This is a genomic window from Verrucomicrobiota bacterium (genome assembly GCA_019247695.1).
Taxonomy (GTDB): domain Bacteria; phylum Verrucomicrobiota; class Verrucomicrobiia; order Chthoniobacterales; family JAFAMB01; genus JAFBAP01.
In genome coordinates this window covers 83,983-101,193 of the sequence record JAFBAP010000117.1, presented here as the reverse complement: position 1 = coordinate 101,193, position 17,211 = coordinate 83,983, and the positions used below count along the sequence as shown (strand labels likewise).

The 17,211-nt window shown below is 62.6% G+C and carries 13 protein-coding genes and 1 riboswitch; of the genes, 8 read left to right on the top strand and 5 right to left on the bottom strand.

The window, feature by feature from the left end; genetic code table 11:
• On the top strand, nucleotides 1-574 hold a 574-nt coding region (locus JO015_14405), incomplete at its 5' end, for an AAA family ATPase (protein MBW0000290.1).
• Between the two features lie 163 nt (nucleotides 575-737).
• On the opposite strand, the gene JO015_14400 is transcribed toward JO015_14405, so the two are convergent.
• Nucleotides 738-1,676 (bottom strand): Nramp family divalent metal transporter, encoded by a 939-nt coding sequence (locus tag JO015_14400; GenBank protein MBW0000289.1) that lies wholly within the window; start codon nucleotides 1,674-1,676, stop codon nucleotides 738-740.
• A gap of 666 nt (nucleotides 1,677-2,342) precedes the next feature.
• Nucleotides 2,343-3,392, bottom strand: a complete 1,050-nt coding sequence (locus JO015_14395; protein ID MBW0000288.1) for a DUF4158 domain-containing protein — start codon at nucleotides 3,390-3,392, stop codon at nucleotides 2,343-2,345.
• A gap of 153 nt (nucleotides 3,393-3,545) precedes the next feature.
• On the opposite strand from JO015_14395, the gene JO015_14390 reads away from it, so the two are divergent.
• Complete coding sequence (locus JO015_14390; GenBank protein ID MBW0000287.1) at nucleotides 3,546-4,052, top strand: recombinase family protein; 507 nt, start codon at nucleotides 3,546-3,548, stop codon at nucleotides 4,050-4,052.
• Nucleotides 4,053-4,369: 317 nt separating this feature from the next.
• Nucleotides 4,370-4,873: an SgcJ/EcaC family oxidoreductase gene (locus tag JO015_14385; GenBank protein ID MBW0000286.1), complete on the top strand. Its 504-nt coding sequence runs from the start codon at nucleotides 4,370-4,372 to the stop codon at nucleotides 4,871-4,873.
• 973 nt (nucleotides 4,874-5,846) lie between these two features.
• On the opposite strand, the gene thiC is transcribed toward JO015_14385, so the two are convergent.
• Nucleotides 5,847-7,706, bottom strand: coding sequence for a phosphomethylpyrimidine synthase ThiC (gene thiC / locus JO015_14380; GenBank protein ID MBW0000285.1), 1,860 nt, complete (start codon nucleotides 7,704-7,706; stop codon nucleotides 5,847-5,849).
• 10 nt (nucleotides 7,707-7,716) lie between these two features.
• Nucleotides 7,717-7,824: riboswitch (TPP riboswitch) on the bottom strand.
• Between the two features lie 64 nt (nucleotides 7,825-7,888).
• Nucleotides 7,889-10,621, bottom strand: coding sequence for a phosphoenolpyruvate carboxylase (locus tag JO015_14375; protein MBW0000284.1), 2,733 nt, complete (start codon nucleotides 10,619-10,621; stop codon nucleotides 7,889-7,891).
• Nucleotides 10,622-10,821: 200 nt separating this feature from the next.
• Between JO015_14375 and JO015_14370 the strand changes: the two genes are divergently transcribed.
• Nucleotides 10,822-11,748 carry a ThuA domain-containing protein gene (locus JO015_14370; GenBank protein ID MBW0000283.1) on the top strand — a complete coding sequence of 309 codons (927 nt, stop codon included), beginning with the start codon at nucleotides 10,822-10,824 and terminating at the stop codon, nucleotides 11,746-11,748.
• A 285-nt stretch (nucleotides 11,749-12,033) separates the two neighbouring features.
• Nucleotides 12,034-13,209, top strand: coding sequence for a pyridoxal-phosphate dependent enzyme (locus JO015_14365; protein ID MBW0000282.1), 1,176 nt, complete (start codon nucleotides 12,034-12,036; stop codon nucleotides 13,207-13,209).
• A gap of 125 nt (nucleotides 13,210-13,334) precedes the next feature.
• On the opposite strand, the gene JO015_14360 is transcribed toward JO015_14365, so the two are convergent.
• Entirely contained in the window at nucleotides 13,335-14,348 is a 1,014-nt protein-coding gene (locus JO015_14360; protein MBW0000281.1) for a chemotaxis protein CheB, read from the bottom strand.
• A gap of 167 nt (nucleotides 14,349-14,515) precedes the next feature.
• Here JO015_14360 and JO015_14355 point away from each other — a divergent pair, with 167 nt between their 5' ends.
• The 3 genes from JO015_14355 (at nucleotide 14,516) to JO015_14345 (ending at nucleotide 17,183) form a co-directional block, all read left to right on the top strand.
• Nucleotides 14,516-14,716, top strand: a complete 201-nt coding sequence (locus tag JO015_14355) for a hypothetical protein (GenBank protein ID MBW0000280.1) — start codon at nucleotides 14,516-14,518, stop codon at nucleotides 14,714-14,716.
• Between the two features lie 109 nt (nucleotides 14,717-14,825).
• Nucleotides 14,826-15,095: a hypothetical protein gene (locus JO015_14350; protein MBW0000279.1), complete on the top strand. Its 270-nt coding sequence runs from the start codon at nucleotides 14,826-14,828 to the stop codon at nucleotides 15,093-15,095.
• A gap of 675 nt (nucleotides 15,096-15,770) precedes the next feature.
• Nucleotides 15,771-17,183 carry an FAD-binding protein gene (locus JO015_14345; GenBank protein MBW0000278.1) on the top strand — a complete coding sequence of 471 codons (1,413 nt, stop codon included), beginning with the start codon at nucleotides 15,771-15,773 and terminating at the stop codon, nucleotides 17,181-17,183.
• Nucleotides 17,184-17,211: the final 28 nt, after the last annotated feature.

Below are 17,211 nucleotides of genomic sequence, written 5' to 3'. Positions count from 1 at the left end.
GCATGACTTGCATAGCAAGACGCTGGTGGGGCTCAAACGGCTGATGGAAGTGGTGCGCGACGGCGGGGGCACCCTGTCGGTGGTGTTGGCGGGCCATCCGAAGCTCAAGAACGACCTGCGCCGGCCGTCGATGGAGGAGATCGGCTCGCGAGCGACCGTCTTCGAACTGGAAGGTTTCGGTGGCGAAAAGCGCCGGTACGTGCAGTGGCTGCTCAGCGAAGTCCTCAGCCCGAAAGCCCAGCTCGAGGCGATCATCACCGCCGAGGCCCTGAGCGTCTTGAGCGACCGGCTGACGACCCCCCTGCAATTCGAGCAATACCTGACGCTGGCGTTCGAGGAAGGCTACGCAGTCGGCCAGAAGCCGGTGGGCGCCGAGGTGATCGACACGGTGTTGGCCAAAGACCTCGATGGGCTCGAACCGCGGCTGACGCGGCAAGGATACAACGTCAGAGCCCTGGCCGAGCTGCTCAATGCGAAACCGGCAGAGGTACGCTCCTTCCTTCGAGGAAAGCTGCCGGCCAGCCAGACGCAAGAGTTCCAAAACGAGATTCGGGCGGCGGGCATTCCCCTTTAAGCCGTTGTCAGTTCGTGTGGTCCCGGGCGGATGTTTTCGGGCCGTTATCAATTAATGTGGGCCCATTCTCAAATAATGTGGTCCCGAGCGGCCCCTCATTCTCAATCAATGTGGTCCCAAAGCGCGGATGTTTTCGGGTCCGGGCGTTTATGTTTTCAGGTCGCTACATGTAGGCGTCTTGAATTTCGGCCACGTCGTGGTGGCCGCTGCGGTAAAAGGTCGCCGCGGCCACCACCAGGATCGCGGCATTAATGAAGAGCGCAAAAAAGAGCGCCGCGATCGAATCGATGGTGCCGTAAAAGATGGCCTCCCGTTGGCCCTGCGGCGTTGGCTCAAAGTTGCGGGTCTGCGCGATCGAGGAGTGCAGGTACAGGTTGTGCGGCATCACCGTGGCCCCCACAATCCCGATCGCTACATAAAGCATGTCCCGGTTGCGCAGGACCTCCGCCGAGGGCAGGCAACCCCACGCCAGCGCCCCCCAATCGGGCTTGGACAGGAAGATTTGGATTCCGAAGCTCAGCGCGATGACGCCGATGAGGGCCAGCACCAGCGCTTCGACGAATCGAAACCCTTTCTGTTGGAGGTACAACACGGCGAGCACATCGCAGGCGGTCAGGCAAACGCCCCAGACCAATGGCAAACCGAAGAGCAGGTTGAGGGCAATGGCCGAGCCGATGACTTCGGCCAGGTCACAGGCCGCAATGGCGATCTCACAACCGATCCAGAGCACAAAGTTGACCGCCGGATGGAAATGGTCCCGGCAGGCTTGGGCCAGGTCCCGGCCGGTGACCACGCCCAGTTTGAGGGCCAGGTACTGGAGGAAGATGGCCATCAGGCTGGAGACGACCACCACCGACAAGAGCCCGTAGTAGAACTGCGAGCCGCCCGCGAGGTCGGTGGCCCAGTTACCTGGGTCCATGTAGCCGACCGCGATCAAATAGCCGGGCCCGGAGAACGCGAGCAGCTTGCGCAGGACCGCCCACCAACCGGGACCCGCTTTGGGCACGGAAACCGAACGGTGGACTTCCGGCAACGACGGGTCGGCCCGGCGGAAGCGCCAGCCCCGCTCGAGGGTGGGGTTCACGGAGGTATCCATAAGCATGTGATTTACCCTAGGATCAAAGTTTTAGCGTGGACTACAATAGGTAGCAAATCCTAAATTGATCGGGATGCCCCTTTTGCGCGACTATGTCTGCTCCGGGGATGAATCTGCGGCGGATGGGGCGAGCTCACGAAACGCATTCCCGCCGGGTTCTCATGCGTCGCCCTGGCTCGAGCCGTCCGGTCAGGCCCTGGCGTACGATTTTTCCGTTCCGTAACCGGCTCCGAATTGCGGCTTGGCACCGCTGACCGGGTCCTCATCGCGACAGACGTGATTCCGATACCCCGTTTCTCCACTCGTTGCCATCGTGAGCAGGGGCGGCCTGCCTTCAGCTGGGGCTCGAGGAACTCGACCTGCCAACGGGCGCCAAAGGCGTTCACCCGCGGGCGAAGCGGCACGCGCCGCTCCGAATGCCGCGACGCCGGGCCAGGGGCGAGGCGTGAGCCAAGTCCGCACTGGCTACGGGGGAGGGAGAAGGCCCGCCCGCCGAAGCGCCGCGACCGCGATATGTACCTAATGCATTAAGCATCGGTCGTAATCAAATAAATGAATGATCGACCCAATTTATCTATATACCCTGACGTAATCTGTCGATATTTCATGCAATTTGATTATATAAAAGGCCGTCGTGGATTGTGCGCGTGGTTTGATCCCGGGCCTTAGGGTTTAGTGGAGGAGGGAACCGGTCCCAAAGTCGCGCCGTTGGGACGTTCTACCGTCAGCCGCCCGCGGATCCCCAGAGGCCGGTACGAAGATCGTCAACCCACGACCACGTAACGGGAAAACGCGGCCGGGGTCGCGCCGAAACGCACCGTCCGCAGCAGGCTGGGCAAAAAGGTGCGCACCCGACGAAAGCTCTCGCAGAGCTCTTGATAGTAGACGTCTTCCGGGGGGCGGACCAAGCGCTCCACTTGGCCCACCGCGGCTTCCAACGCTTCGGGCACGACGCGGGCGAACGCGGCCCCGCGGACCGCGGCGTCCGGGACGCTCCGGTCCAAGAGGAGCCGGCCGACTTGGCTCAGCTGAATCGCGGCCGCATCCAGGTCCTTGAGCGTGCGCAGCCGGGCCTTTTCGCAGGTGGTCCGACACCGACGCGTGGCCGCCGTCCGGAATCCGCAGAAGGGCCTCAAGCTTGATCGTCGTTTCGGCCGCTAGAGCCTGGGTGAGTAGGCCCCAGACCCGTTCGTGGGTCCGACGGCGAATGCGAGCGACCAGCCGCTCGAGCACCGTCACGCCCGGCAGCAGGATTTTATGGGTAATCAGCCAAGCCACGGCCCGGTCGAAAAGCACCCCGGGCCGATCGGTCCCCGTCCAGCAGAGCGCGTAGAGCCAGCGCTGAAGCCGGAATCGGCCCGAGCGGTCGCTGAAGTCACAAAACCCGTACCGCCGCCGGATCTCGCTCACGTGCGCTTTGCGCGTCCGACCGTCGCAGTACTCGGTAAACGCGGTCAACTCCCGGATCCCCAATTGCTGGCCCACAAAGGCGATCACGCCTTTCGGGGTCTCGGAGGGCGTTTCGAGGAAAGTGCCGGGGAACCGGGCCATGCAGAGCTGGACGGCAAACCCTAACCGGTTGTGATCGCCGCGGTGCGCGTGGATGAGGGCCCGATCGGCATCATCGAGGTGGAAGTAGCGCGCCAATTGATCCGGGGTCGGTTCCGCGTTGAAACGGCCGTGGGAGCGCCGCTGCAGGTCGTTGAGAAATTCGATGGGCATAACCCCGGAGGGTCCCTCAAGGGCATAGGAGTCGCAAAAGTGGTACGTTTTGCAAACGGTAGTCCAAAGGGCCTTTTCTGAGTGAAGGCGGCTTCGCAAAAGTGGCTCGCAAAAGCCAAGCCTTTTGCGAGGATTTTTGAAAAGTTTGTCCCGTTGAAGATGGGCTACGCGCGCGTTTCGAGCGTCGAACAGAACCTGGACCTGCAACTTCGAGCGCTGGAGAAAGCCGGCTGCAAAAAGATCTTCCGGGAGAAAGCCTCCGGCGCCAAACGCGAGCGGCCCCAATTTGAGCGGATGCTCGATCAGTTGCGGGCCGGCGACACGATCGTGGTCTGGAAACTCGACCGTTTGGCGCGTTCGACCCGTCACTTGTTGGAAACCATGGAAGCCATCCGTACGGCGAGCGCAAAGTTTCAGTCGCTCTCCGAGCCGTGGGCCGATACCACCACGCACGCGGGCAAAATGATCATGACGATTCTCGCGGGAATCGCGGAGTTTGAGCGCGACCCGATCCGCGAGCGGACCAGCGCTGGTAGGGAAGCGGCCCAGAAGCGCGGCGTGCGCTTCGGGCGGCCTCGCAAACTGAGCGTCGATCAGCAACGGCCGGCCCGACGGCTGGTTCTGGAAGGCAAAGCCGTTTCCGAGATGGGGTATGAGTAGCAAATGGCCGGAAAACCGGGGTAAGGGTTCTAACCACAATCCAGCCGAAAATCTTCGTTAAGGAGGATTCAACTTGGGTAAACGTTCGCTTTTTGCGAGCATTCGCAGAATAGCTACCTGGGCGGAGATCGCCCTAACGGGCGCGAGGAATCGGCTTCTGTGATCGTGATTCTTATTGACACCAAATAGTGCTAGGCATCCAGTTGCAGTATCGCTCAGGACCTTTAATCAAGGCGTTCCCTGTGTCCCGGCGACACAAGAAATCCCGCAGCAGGTCTGTAGGCGACAAACGATCCTAAACCCCCCGGGAGGAAATAATGAAAATACGCTTACTCGGTGCCCTAGTTGGATTGGCAATCAACTTTGCTGTGCCGACTTTTGCCCAGGAAAAAGAAACGGTCGATCCACAAACAGCCCAGCAGATTCGTGCGTTGAGTATCAAGTATGACGAGGCATTCAACAACAACGACGCGGCCGCCCTGGCTGCGCTCTACATGGAGGACGCGGTTGAGGTGACGGATACAGGCCCGATTTACGGTCGGGAGGCCATCGAGAAACATTTTGCAGACGTGTTCAAGCAAGTTCATGTCACCAACCATCTTGGCGAAGGCGATCAGTATTCCCCTCACATTATAGGCCCGGGCAATGAGATATGGGCGAATGGAGAATGGAGTCTGACTTTTCAAGGCAAGAGCGGCGGTCCTATACAAGCCAAGGGCTATTGGTCCGCGATTGATACTCGTGAGGGCGATACTTGGAAAATTCGGATGCTCACTTGGAACGTAACCCCACCGCCGCCTGCGCCTGCTCAGACGAAATAGACGACAAGAGGCGAGCCGGCGAGCAACCAATAGCATCCTGATCCGCGCGGTGACAGGTTAGAACCCAGGGCTCCGAGAGTAGAATGGGCTAAACATTGTATTGTCCATCTGCTATTACAACGCCTTAACAGAGGTTTTCGGTCGGATGGTTACCAAGCGGGTAGTCTAGTCTACGGTCTCTCAAATACGTGTGAAAAAGCAAGCGGGGACCCGAGGAACTCGACCTGCCAACGGGCGCCGAAGGCGTTCACCCGCGGGCGAAGCGGCAGGTGCCGCTCCGAATGCCGCGACGGTGGGCCAGGGGGGGGCGTGAGCCAAATCCGCATCGGCTACAGAGGAGGGGGAAGGCCCGCACGCCGAAGCGCCGCGACCAGTATATGTACCTTATGCATTAAGTGGAATTCATATGAAACAAATGCATACAGGGCTTAATGAGTGTACATGATTTTATTTAATCCTCTGATATTTTCATGCATTTTGGTTATGTAAAAGGCCGTCGTGGATTGTGCCCGTCGTTTGATCCCGGGCCTTAGGATTCAGTGGAGGAGGGAACCGGTCCCAAAGTCGCGCCCTCGGGGCTTATCTACCGTCAACCACCCCGAACCTGCAGACGCCGGTGGGGAGATCGTCAGCCCACGACCGCTTAATGGGAAAATGAGCCGAGTCCAGGGCGGCCCCTTTTGCTCGTGACGTGACGTCAGTCACGTACGTTTGCCGCAGCGTTTATCCGGACCGCGGCCCAGTCCGGGAATCGCAGCGCCCCCGGGCAAGCTCCCGGCCGGTGCATGCTGCGGTCGGGACAGTTGTCCCCAGACCCGGTCCGGTCGTGACGCGGCGTGACCGGGATGGTCATGCTCGAGAAATCAAAAGCCGGCTCCCGTTCCTTACACTGCTTCGGTTCAATCCGCGGTACAGCGGCGCGGATTACGCCGTTAACGCGTGGCGCTGTACGGATTGCTGGTATTTTTACGTCCTAATGGTATACTTCGCCGCCGCTCTCCACGAACTCCTGCGCCATTTCTTTTAGCCCCGCCTCAAGCGCTTCATCCGCGCTGATCTGTTTTTCGGCCGCATAGCGCCGGACGTCCTCGGTGATTTTCATCGAGCAGAAATGCGGTCCGCACATGGAACAGAAGTGGGCGGTTTTCGCCCCTTCCTGGGGCAGGGTGGCATCGTGATAAGCCCGCGCGGTGTCCGGGTCCAGGCTCAGGTTAAACTGGTCTTCCCACCGAAACTCAAACCGCGCTTTGCTGATGGCGTCATCCCGTACCTGTGACGACGGATGCCCTTTCGCGAGATCGGCCGCGTGAGCCGCGACTTTATAGGCGATCACGCCCTCCTTCACGTCGTCACGATCGGGTAGCCCAAGGTGCTCTTTGGGCGTCACATAGCAAAGCATCGCCGTGCCGTACCACCCGATCATGGCGGCGCCGATTGCGCTGGTGATGTGATCGTACCCCGGCGCGATGTCCGTGGTGAGCGGCCCCAGGGTGTAGAACGGCGCCTCGTGGCACCATTCCAATTGCTTTTCCATGTTTTCCCGAATCAGGTGCATCGGCACGTGACCCGGGCCTTCGTTCATCACCTGAACACCGTGGTCCCAAGCGCGGCGGGTGAGTTCGCCCTGCGTTTTCAGCTCGCCAAACTGCGCCTCGTCATTCGCATCATCGATCGAGCCCGGGCGCAAACCGTCCCCGATTGAGAAACTGACGTCGTACGCGGCCATGATCTCGCAAATCTCATCCCAGTGCGTGTAAAGAAAATTTTCCCGGTGATGGGCCAGGCACCACTTGGCCAGGATTGATCCCCCGCGCGACACGATTCCCGTCCGCCGCCGTGCGGTGAGGGGAATGTAACGGAGCAGCACGCCGGCGTGCACCGTGAAATAGTCGACCCCCTGTTCCGCCTGCTCGACAAGCGTGTCCCGATAGATCTCCCAGGTTAGCTCTTCCGCCCGGCCTCCAGCCTTTTCCAGGGCCTGGTAGATCGGCACGGTTCCGATCGGCACGGGGCTGTTCCGGATGATCCATTCCCGGGTGGCATGAATGTTCTTGCCTGTCGACAGGTCCATGACGGTGTCGGCGCCCCACTTGGTCGCCCACCGCATCTTCTCGACCTCCTCATCAATACTGGAGGCAACCGCTGAATTGCCGATATTTGCGTTGATTTTTACGAGAAATTGCCGCCCGATGATCATCGGCTCCGATTCAGGATGGTTGATGTTCGCCGGGATGATCGCACGGCCCCGGGCAACCTCGTTGCGGACGAATTCCGGGGTGATAACGGCTTTGCTCCCCCGGCCTCCATTCGACCCGTTTTTACCCGCCCCGCCACCTTCCGGCCGGGCTTGGCCAAGACTTTCCCGGATCGCGATGTACTCCATCTCCGGAGTGATGATGCCCCGGCGAGCATACCAGAGCTGGGTCACCGGATGCCCGGCCGAGGCGCGGAGCGTGGGTCGCTTCGCCCCCTGAAACAGCTGGATGCTCTGACGGCCGGGCTTGCTCCGGGCCCGCTCCGCATGGACGGCGCTGAGGTACCCGTCGTCCTCCGGCCGAGCCTCCCGTCCTTGCCACGCCTCGACGTCGCCCCGTTCCGTGATCCACCTCAGGCGCATCGGCGCCAGGCCGGCCTCAACGTTCGGTTGCTGGTCCGGGTCGCCCCACGGGCCGCTCGTATCATAGACGGGTATCGGCGGATTATCCTCAAGTGAGCCATCCGGCAGGCGCGTACGCGATTGGTCAATTTCACGCATCGCGACCCGCACGGAAGGGTGCAGATTTCCCGGAACGTAAACGCGACGGCTGTTTGGGAAGAAACTCTCGGTGGTCATAGCAAATGTTTGCAAGGCCACCTTTGCTCCCTTCGCCGGTATTATCCGGATCAGGTCGTGAGGGTCCCCGGGCGTCTCCCGCCAAGGATCTCAGCCAAAGGCTCCCCTGCAGTTCTTCCTACGTAACGCGAAGGCAGGGTGGGTGCAAGCGGGGATCGCCTGCAGCCGCGATTTGGTGACCGCTATCCGGTGGTACGCAACCCGCTGGCGATCGCGTTGGTGCAGACCAGCAGTTCGGTCAGGAGTTCATCGGCTGCTGCTTCCTGGTCCTGGCCGTCGCGGGCAGCCCGCCAAAGCCCCAGCAGCTCCACCTGCTGCACGTGCAGCGCGAGCAACGCATCGGCCCGGACCTGGTGCGTCATGTTGAAGCGCGGCCGCCGTTTGGTGAGGTCCTCCTCAAACAGTTCTTCCAACGTCCGGTGCGACAGGTCGAACTCCGACAGGATGAATGTAAAAACGTCTTTTACTTCTTCAGTATCAGGGCACAACGTCGCGTAACGCTCCATGATTGAGCGTTCCGCGCTGAACAGGTTGGTCTCGGCGTTGGTAATGACGAAGCGCAGGAAAGGGGATGACCGCTGCACCTTGCGGAGGTGCGCATAGCCTTCCGGCCACTCAGCTTTCAGCCACGTCAGGGCCGACCCGAGGCCGAACCAGCCGGGCAGGTAATAGCGCGACTGGGTCCAGCTGAACACCCAGGGAATCGCACGCAGATCCGCGAGGGATCGCCGGCCGCTCCGGCGGCTCGGGCGCGAGCCGATCCGGCTGAGCTCCAGCGCGTCGATCGGCGTGGCGGTCCGGAAGAAATCCATAAACCCGGGATGCGCCAGCAACGCCCGGTAGGCGTCCCGGCTCTTCGCCGACAGTTCAGACATCAGGCCCGCAGCGTCATCCGCCGGCTCGGGACGTTTATCCTGCAGGACGGTGATGCCCGTGACGCCGGCCAGGAGCAGCTCCAGATTATACGTCGCCGCGATTGGGTTCGCGTATTTCTGAGCGATCGTTTCACCTTGTTCGGTCAGGCGGATGTCGCCCCGCACCGATTGGTGAGGTAATGCTTCGAGGAACCGGTGGGTCGGGCCGGCGCCACGGCTGATCGTGCCCCCGCGACCGTGAAAATAGCGGATCTGCACGCCCATTTCACCGGCGATCCGGGTTATCTCGCGCTGGCTTTGATGCAGCGCCCACTGGCTGGTGAGCAGGCCTGAATCCTTGTTGCTGTCGCTGTACCCCAGCATCACCTGTTGGACCGGGCGGCGGCTTCCGCGAAACCGGGCCTGGAGCTGGACGCTGCGCCGGACGAATTCGATTCCGAGGTAAGCCCGGATGATGTTCGGAGCCGCTTCCAGGTCCTCAAGGGTTTCGAACAGCGGGACCACGTGCACCTCGGAAGCCGGACCCTCCGGGGTGTCGACCCATAAGCCGACCTCGCGGGCGAACAGGTACACAACCAGCAGGTCAGCCACGCCGCGGGTCATGCTCACGATCAGTGAACCGATCCCCCGAAGGCCCGCCGAGTCCCGGTACTCCTTCAACACCCGGAAACAACTCAGGACGGCGTCGGCTTCGGTCCCGACCGAAACACCCGGCGCAAGAAACGGCCGGCGGCTCTTGAGCTCCGTTTCAAGCAGCGGCAGCCGTTGCGCCTGGGTCATGTTCACGAAGGATTCCGCTTCAGGCACGCTCGCCCCCGCCAGCAACTGGGCAAACGCCTGGTCGTGAAACGCGCTGTTCTGCCGGATGTCCAAGGCGGCGGTATGGAACCCGAACACGTCAACCAGGCGAATGACCGGCAAAACCTCGGCCTGCGCGATTCTCGTCGCGCCGATCGCTTCCAGCCCCGCGTAGAGCACCTCGAGATCGTTGCGGAGCGCCTTCGGCTCCTTGTAGCCTTGGCCCTGAACGGTTTGCGTAATTTTTTTCTCTATAAGGAAACAGGCTTGGCGCCAGGGTTCCTCCGGAAACAACCAGGCATCCGGGGGGGTTGAGGTGTCGTCGGACAGCCGGCCCAGCAGTTCCGACAAAGCCTCGGGCGTCGGGTGCTCGTAGCCGGAAATCGTGAGTTGGCCCACCAAGCGGGAAAACGCCCGGCGCAATACCTCCAGGGCTGCCCGGCGCAGGTCGCGGAAGGTCTCGGCCGTCACGTCCGCCGTGACCAGCGGGTGCCCGTCCCGGTCGCCGCCAACCCAGGTGCCGAAACGCAGCCGCGGTAACCGGGCCGGGTCCAGCAGGTGCCCGGGGCTAAGGCCGGCGTCGGCCCAGGCCTGGCGAAAACGCAGGTCGAGATCTTCGACCACCGGGGGAAAGATGTCCCGGAGGTAATAAATGACGTTCCGGCGCTCCTCGGCGACCCCGGGCTTGTTGCGCAGGACCTCGCCGGTGCGCCAGAGCCGCTCCAGGGTGACCTTGATCTCGTCCCGGATCGCCGCTTGTTCCTGCGGGGTGTACATGCGGTTCTCGCGCTGGACCAGCAGCTGGTAAAGCGCCCGGTGTTGCTCAAGCACCGCCAGCCGCTTGGCTTCCGTCGGGTGCGCCGTAAGCACGGGCTCCACCCGGATGTCCGGGAGGATCGCCAGCAGCTCGGCTTCCGTGACGCCATCGCCGAGCATTTGAGCCAGGTGATGGGCCCAAAGCCCGGGTTCAGAGGTCAAGCCTTGTTCCGATTCCCGCGCCCGGCGAATCTGCGCCCCCACGTTTTCCTCGACCATGTTCAACAGCTGGAACGCGATCGAATATGCCTGACAAAGGCGGGGGTTCGGTTTCGGGTCAATTTCCACCTTGTTGACCCACGGCAGCCGGTTGGCGAGGTCAGTCTCGCCGAGTTCCGCCAACACCTCCCGGAAACAGGTCACAAGAAACGCAAGGTCTTCCCGGATCTTCTCGAACCCACGCTGAGCGTAATCGTGCTGGTCCATACCCGAGAGGCACATCTCACCGGCGACGGGGCCTGTCAATAACTTCGGCCCCGGCGGGGGCGAATCCAAGCGCCCGGAAAAACTTCACAAGTTATTCACAGCGGCGGAAAGGGCCGCGCCTGAGAAGGATATCTATAACATCATACAATAAACGTCATGTTAAATACCGAAGCGCCGGGTTCTCTCCCGGGCCGCACGTCATGCGGGCCGTCCCCCATCCTTTCCTTCTTAAACGCCCGCGCCGCACCCCGCGCTTTCCCCCCCCACGTTTCCCCCAGCCGAACGCCGCCCCCGCCGGGTCGGCGCGCCGGCGGGCGCACCGCTCGGGTACCCGAAAAGAAAAGCGCGATTTGGTTTGCAGAGGTTTTTGCGCTGCGATCTCTTTCCCGGTGAGCACAACCCGTGTACTTGTCTGGAACGAGAACGTTCACGAGCAGAAATCTGAAAGGATTCGCAGGGTTTATCCTGATGGAATCCACGGCTGCGTGGCTCAGGCACTTGCCTCCGAGCCGTCCTTGTCCGTCGAAACCGCCACCCTGCAGGAGCCGGAACACGGCCTGACGGAGGCCCGCCTGGAGAACACCGATGTGCTGGTCTGGTGGGGGCACATCGCGCACGCCGAGGTGAGAGACGCCGTCGTGGATCGCGTCCAGAAACGCGTTCTGGAGGGAATGGGGCTGGTTGTACTGCATTCCGGCCATTATTCCAAGGTCTTCAGGCGCTTGCTCGGCACCAGCGGCTCGCTGATCTGGCGCGAGGCGGGCGAAAAAGAGCGCGTCTGGGTCTGTGATCCCAGTCACCCGATTGCCCAGGGTATTGACCGGTACTTCGAGCTCCCGCATGAGGAGATGTACGGAGAACCGTTCGGCATCCCGATGCCGGATGAACTGGTGTTCATGTCGTGGTTCCAGGGTGGCGAAGTGTTCCGCTCGGGGTGCTGCTGGAAGCGCGGCGCCGGAAGGATCTTTTATTTTCGCCCGGGGCACGAATCGTTCCCGACCTTTTATCAGCCGGAAGTTCAGACCGTTTTGCGCAACGCCGTAAAATGGGCGGTACCCAGAGGGCCGCGCTGGATTGACGCAATTCCCAACGTGAGGGTGTCCCCGGAAGGGATTCGGCAGGAGTAACCGTCGCCCGTTTTTGGCTTTCCCCGCCTCTTGCGCCTTTCGCCTGAGGCTGAACCGGGCCCGCCGCCTACGCGCGCGGGACGACCGCTTCGCTCCGGCGCCGCCCGGGGCTGCCTCAAGGGCGGGAACCACCTTCCTGTAAACCTCGGCCCGCCCGGGGTGAACGCAGCCGGTCGCACCGGTTCTGCTTTGTCCTGCGCCGCCCCCGAAAACCGGCAAACCGCCGTATATCGGTATATCGCGATGTTGCAATATCTCATCATCGTGCTATTGTGATATCCCGATATGGCAATGGATACTGGGTTAACCGCCGAGCTGCTTCCGCCTTTGAACGCCCTCGCCAACCCGCACCGGCTCGACCTTTTGCATCTGCTGCGCGATCCGGGCGCCCATTTTCCGGCGCAACCCGCGGGGCCGGCTGAGGAAATCGGTGTGTGCGTGACGGACCTCCAGGCCAAGCTTAAGCTCTCGCAGTCAACCACCTCTCAATACCTGGCCCTGCTGGAACGCTCGGGCATGGTCGCGGCCCAGCGCATCGGCCAGTGGACGTATTGGAAACTCAAGGAAGACCGCGTCCGCGCCTGGATTACCAGGCTTGAGCACGCGCTGACGCACCCTGGCCAGCCGCCGGCTGCGCCGGCCGTGAAGCTTCAGGATATCCTCGCGGCCCGTCTGCGGATCCAGCCGCACGTACGCTGCACGCCGCTCGAACCCTCGCCGGGCCTGTCGCGCCTGACCGGGGCCGAGGTCCGGATCAAATTCGAGCACCTGCAGCACACGGGAGGCGGGGCAGCGCGGGCCGGCGTTAACTGGTTGCGGCTGATGCGTGAAGAAAAGCCGGGCGCCGGAGTCGTCATGACCGCGGCGGGCCCTCGCGAGATCGGCCTGGCTTACGCGGGCCAACGGCTGAGCGTCCCCGTCTGCGCCTTTTTGACTGAAGGGGCCGGGCCCCAGGCAGCCGGGCAATTGGCTGTGTACGGGGCGGAGGTCCGGCCGCAGGCCGATTCCCAGGCCGCCGAGCAGGCGGCCCTGGCGTCGGCTCGTGAACGAGGATGGCTGACGCCACCTGCGGGCACGCACCCGGCGGTCCTCAGCGGCGTGGGCACGATTGCCGTCGAATTGTTCGAGGAATTTGCCGGCCTCGATGCGGTTGTCGTTCCGGCGGATGACGTGACCTTGTCTTTGGCCCTGAACCACGCCCTGAGGACGGTCGACCCCGGGATCAGGGTCTTTGCCGTTCGAAGCCGGCCGGGCGGCGCGGCGTGGTCAGCCGGCGCTCCACCGGATCAAACGATCGCCGTCTCGGCGGAAGAATTACAATCGGCAACCGCGTGGATGCTCGCGGAGCATCGGATGGCCCTGCCGCCCGCCGGTACCGCCGCGATCGGTTTCTTGCTAAACGCGCCGGACGAGGTTCGAGGCCGCCGCGTCGCCGCCGTTATTCCCGGGGGCGCGTACTGACGGCGGGCGGCCACGGATCGGGGGGCCGGTTGAGTTCCGCGCTCTGAACAAAAAGCAGGCGCCGTACGGCCCGAGCGCTGACGGTGATTCACGACCGGCTCACCGGTGGTCCAAGGCAGGAGGATCTACCGGACCGGACTCTCGCTTAGACGAAACGGCCCCGTCACCAACTGCCGGATTACATCGGCATTCTGCTGGGTTCGCTGCGCCTCGTGTAACAATCGCTGGGCGGCTTGGTCGTGGTTGTGCTCGGATAGGCGGTCGGCCATGCGCTGCATCAGCAGCATCGATTCCTCCATGGACCGGACGGCATTCCACAACGTTTCCTCCATCCGCTCGGAGAATTCGGCCGGCAGCGTTTCCAGCGAATACGCGTGGCCGGTGTGGCACCGGAATCGCAGGTTGCTCCCCTCCTCCAACTGGAAAAGGACGCCGCGGCATTCCGGGCAGGCATATAATGAAGGCGTGCCCCATTCCATGATACCCACCTCGAGCGCATTGTCCTCCTTGGCAATGCTTACTTCGGTCTCCAGGAGCTTGGACCCCGGCCCGGCCGGTCCGGTCTCTGCAGGCTGGAGGCTCAACCGGACCAGCAACGGCGCAATTTCTTCCAGCGGCACGCAGTGATCTACCGTGACGTGCTCGAGCGTATTGCGCGGCATGGATGGCGCCAGCGCAGCGTCAGGGTCCTGCACGATGGTGGTACCGCCGCGATCCTTGATCGTCCAAAGTCCGGCCGTGCCGTCATCCAACCCACCGGTGAGCACCACGCCGGCGACGCGGGGTCCGAACGCATGGGCTGCAGACCGAAACAGCGGGTCCACCGCGGGCCGGAAACGGTTCTCCCTGGGGCCGCGCGTGATTCGCACGTGGCCGGACCGTTCCAAAAGCAGATGATGGTCCGGCGGCGCCACGTAGATGCGTCCGGGCCGGATCGCTTCCCAGTTTTGGGCATTCGACGCCGGCAGCCGCCCGGCGCGTGCCAAAGTATCCGGTAGGATCCCGAGGCCGTCCGCGCTGATGTGGAGCACAATGAACAAAGCCGCCCTCAGGTCAGCCGGTAACCCGCTGACCACCACTTGCAGGGCTTCACTTCCACCGGTGGAGGTGCCGATTACGATGATGTCCTTGCCGGACATGACGCTCTGGTAATGTCGGGCATAGGCGCCAGCGGGGCAAATGAAGAACGGGCCGGTCCGACCGGAGATCCGGGCAGCCGCCGGTGCCGTCCTTACAACCCCGCTTTCTCAAAGGACCGAATAAAAGAGAACCTTAGGCCGTCCAATTCGCCCGAAAACGAAGGATCATGAAAAAGTTCCTGGCACTCATCACGCCGGCTTTACGGTTGTCTCACCGAGCCGGGGCGGACGCGGCCCCTTACGGCGCCTGCGTGATCAGCCCTCCCGCCATCCCCGTCTGCCGTTTCCCGTCCCGCAAATTCTTCCTCTTGGCCACAGGCGTGGGACCGGAGCATGGTCACGGCTTGATAGTCGATTTTGCACGATGATCGATGCAGATTTTTTTGGAAGTACGTTGAATTATTGGTTGAGCCATAAGGCAAGTCCGTCATATAAGGTAAATGCAGGCGGTGTTTTCCGCTGTGGAGTAAGTAGACGATGCAGGTAGGTGAAGCAGTTGTTTTAGGAACATCCGACAGGCCGGATGGGATGCAGGAGGTGGAGCTTAAGACGGTTTGTCCAAAACCGGACTTTGAGCGGCTGAATGTGGTGTTGGGAAGCTGCCGGATATCGGTTCCTCTGGACAGACCCGCGGAGGAGTCCGAGCGCGCATTCAAGGTGACGATGCGGGTGGAGTCACCCATCAAACTGGGAGACAGGTTGATCGTCGAGTTTTTCCATCCGGGCGAACAGGCCGGGGTGCATTAGGCTCGGCCCCGGGTTTGCACCACTGCCATATAGTTATGGGCGGCAGCGGGCGTGGGCTTCGTCCCGGAGGAACGGCTGATCCGGTTCCATTCAGGCAGCGACCTCGGTAGAATGCCGGCTTACGGGGTGTCGCCGCCGGCGGATGGGGGCGCTTTCGTCCCGAAGGGACGGCTGAGGTTAGCCAGGGACTTCGTCCCGGGACGGGGCATTTAAGAGGGAGCGCGTCCCGTCGGGACGCCTGAAACGCTGGCCCGCAGGGTGCCGGCTCCCAAGCGGCCGGCCAAACCCGGTGCGACCCTCGGCGACGAAAACCCGAACGGCTCCCAATCTTTGGCGCCCGCCTTCAGGCGTCCCGATGGGACGCAACCCCGGGGGGGAAACGCCTGCACAGGCACTGAAGTCCCTGGCGAACCTCAGCCGTCCCTGCGGGACCAAAGCGCCCCCATCCGCCGGCCCTTAACTATATGGCAGTGGGGTTTGCGTGGGAATCCCGGAAACGTGGAAGTATATTGAAACCGTTTTCTTAGTATTTTTGCGTTCCGTTCAACTCATCCGGTCTGATAAGAACGGGGGAGAGTAGCTCGTGGAAGCCGCGCAGCGGGGTCGCGTGGGCGAGGACGCCGTCGGGCGTCACCGGCTTCGCCAGCCAAACGCACCCGTCGCAAAAGGACCGTTATGAGCCTGCCCGCCCCCGTTGGATCGATCACTCCCGCCGCGCGCGAGGCGGTGGTTGCCTCGCTGCAGCCGTTGCTGGGCGATCGGCTGTCGACCGATGCCGCCGTGCGCGAGCGTCACGGCAAAGGCGCATCTTACCATCCCTGCGTGCCGCCGGACGCGGTCGCCTTCCCGCGCTCGACTCAGGAGGTAAGCGAAATTGTCCAGGTCTGCGCGCGCCACAAGGTGCCGCTGATCCCGTTTGGGGGCGGCACCTCGCTCGAGGGTCACGTCGCCGCCCTGCACGGCGGGATCTGTATCGACGTGGCGCAGATGAACCGGATCATGCAGGTCAACCGGGATGATTTCGATGCCACCATGGAAGCGGGCGTTACCCTGCGGCAACTCAACGATCACCTGCGCGATAGCGGCCTATTCTTCTCGATTGACCCCGGAGCCGCCGAGGTGACCACTTTGGGCGGGATGGCGGCCACGCGCGCCTCGGGCACCAACACGGTTCGTTACGGCACGATGCGCGAAAATGCGCTGGCGCTCACGGTGGTGTTGGCGGACGGGCGCATCATCCGCACGGCCCGGCGCGCGCGCAAGTCCTCGGCCGGCTATGACCTGACCCGATTGTTTGTGGGCTCGGAGGGCACGCTCGGCGTGATCACGGAGGTGACGGTGCGCCTTCATGCGATCCCACCGGCCATGTCCTCGGCGACCGGTTCCTTCCCGAGCGTTGCGGCGGCGGTCGTCACGGCGATCCGGACCATCCAGGCCGGGGTGCCGGTGGCGCGTATCGAGTTGGCCAACGCTGCGGTCATGGACGCGATCCGGCACTATTCCAAGCTCGAGGTGCCGGCCGCACCGACGCTATGGTTGGATTTTCACGGTACCGAGGCCGGGGTGGCCGAGCAGGCCAGGACGGTCGAGAAAATCGCGGCGGCCCAGGGCGGTGCCGGCTTTTGCTGGACGCCGGACCCCGAGGGCCGACGCAAGATGTGGCGGGCCCGGTACGATACGTATTTCGCAATTCAGGCGCAGTACCCGGGCACGGAGGTCTGGGTGACCGACGTCTGCGTGCCCATTTCGCGCCTGGCCGAATGCATCACGGAGACCGAGAAAGACTTCGCCGCTTCCTTTCTGCCGGCCCTGATTATCGGCCACGTCGGCGACGGCAATTTTCACGTCGGCATTCCGCTTCATCCGGCGAATCCTCAGGACATCGCGGAGGCGAAGCGCCTGAACGAGCGCTTGGTCCTGCGCGCGCTGGCCCTGGAGGGCACGTGCACGGGCGAACACGGCATCGGCTATGGCAAGGTGGATTTCCTGGTCGCCGAGCACGGCGACGCGGTCAGCGTCATGCGCGCCATCAAGCAGGCGCTCGACCCCAACAACCTGATGAACCCAGGCAAAATTCTGCGGATCTGAGTGGGTCCGCAAAATTACTCTCATGCAA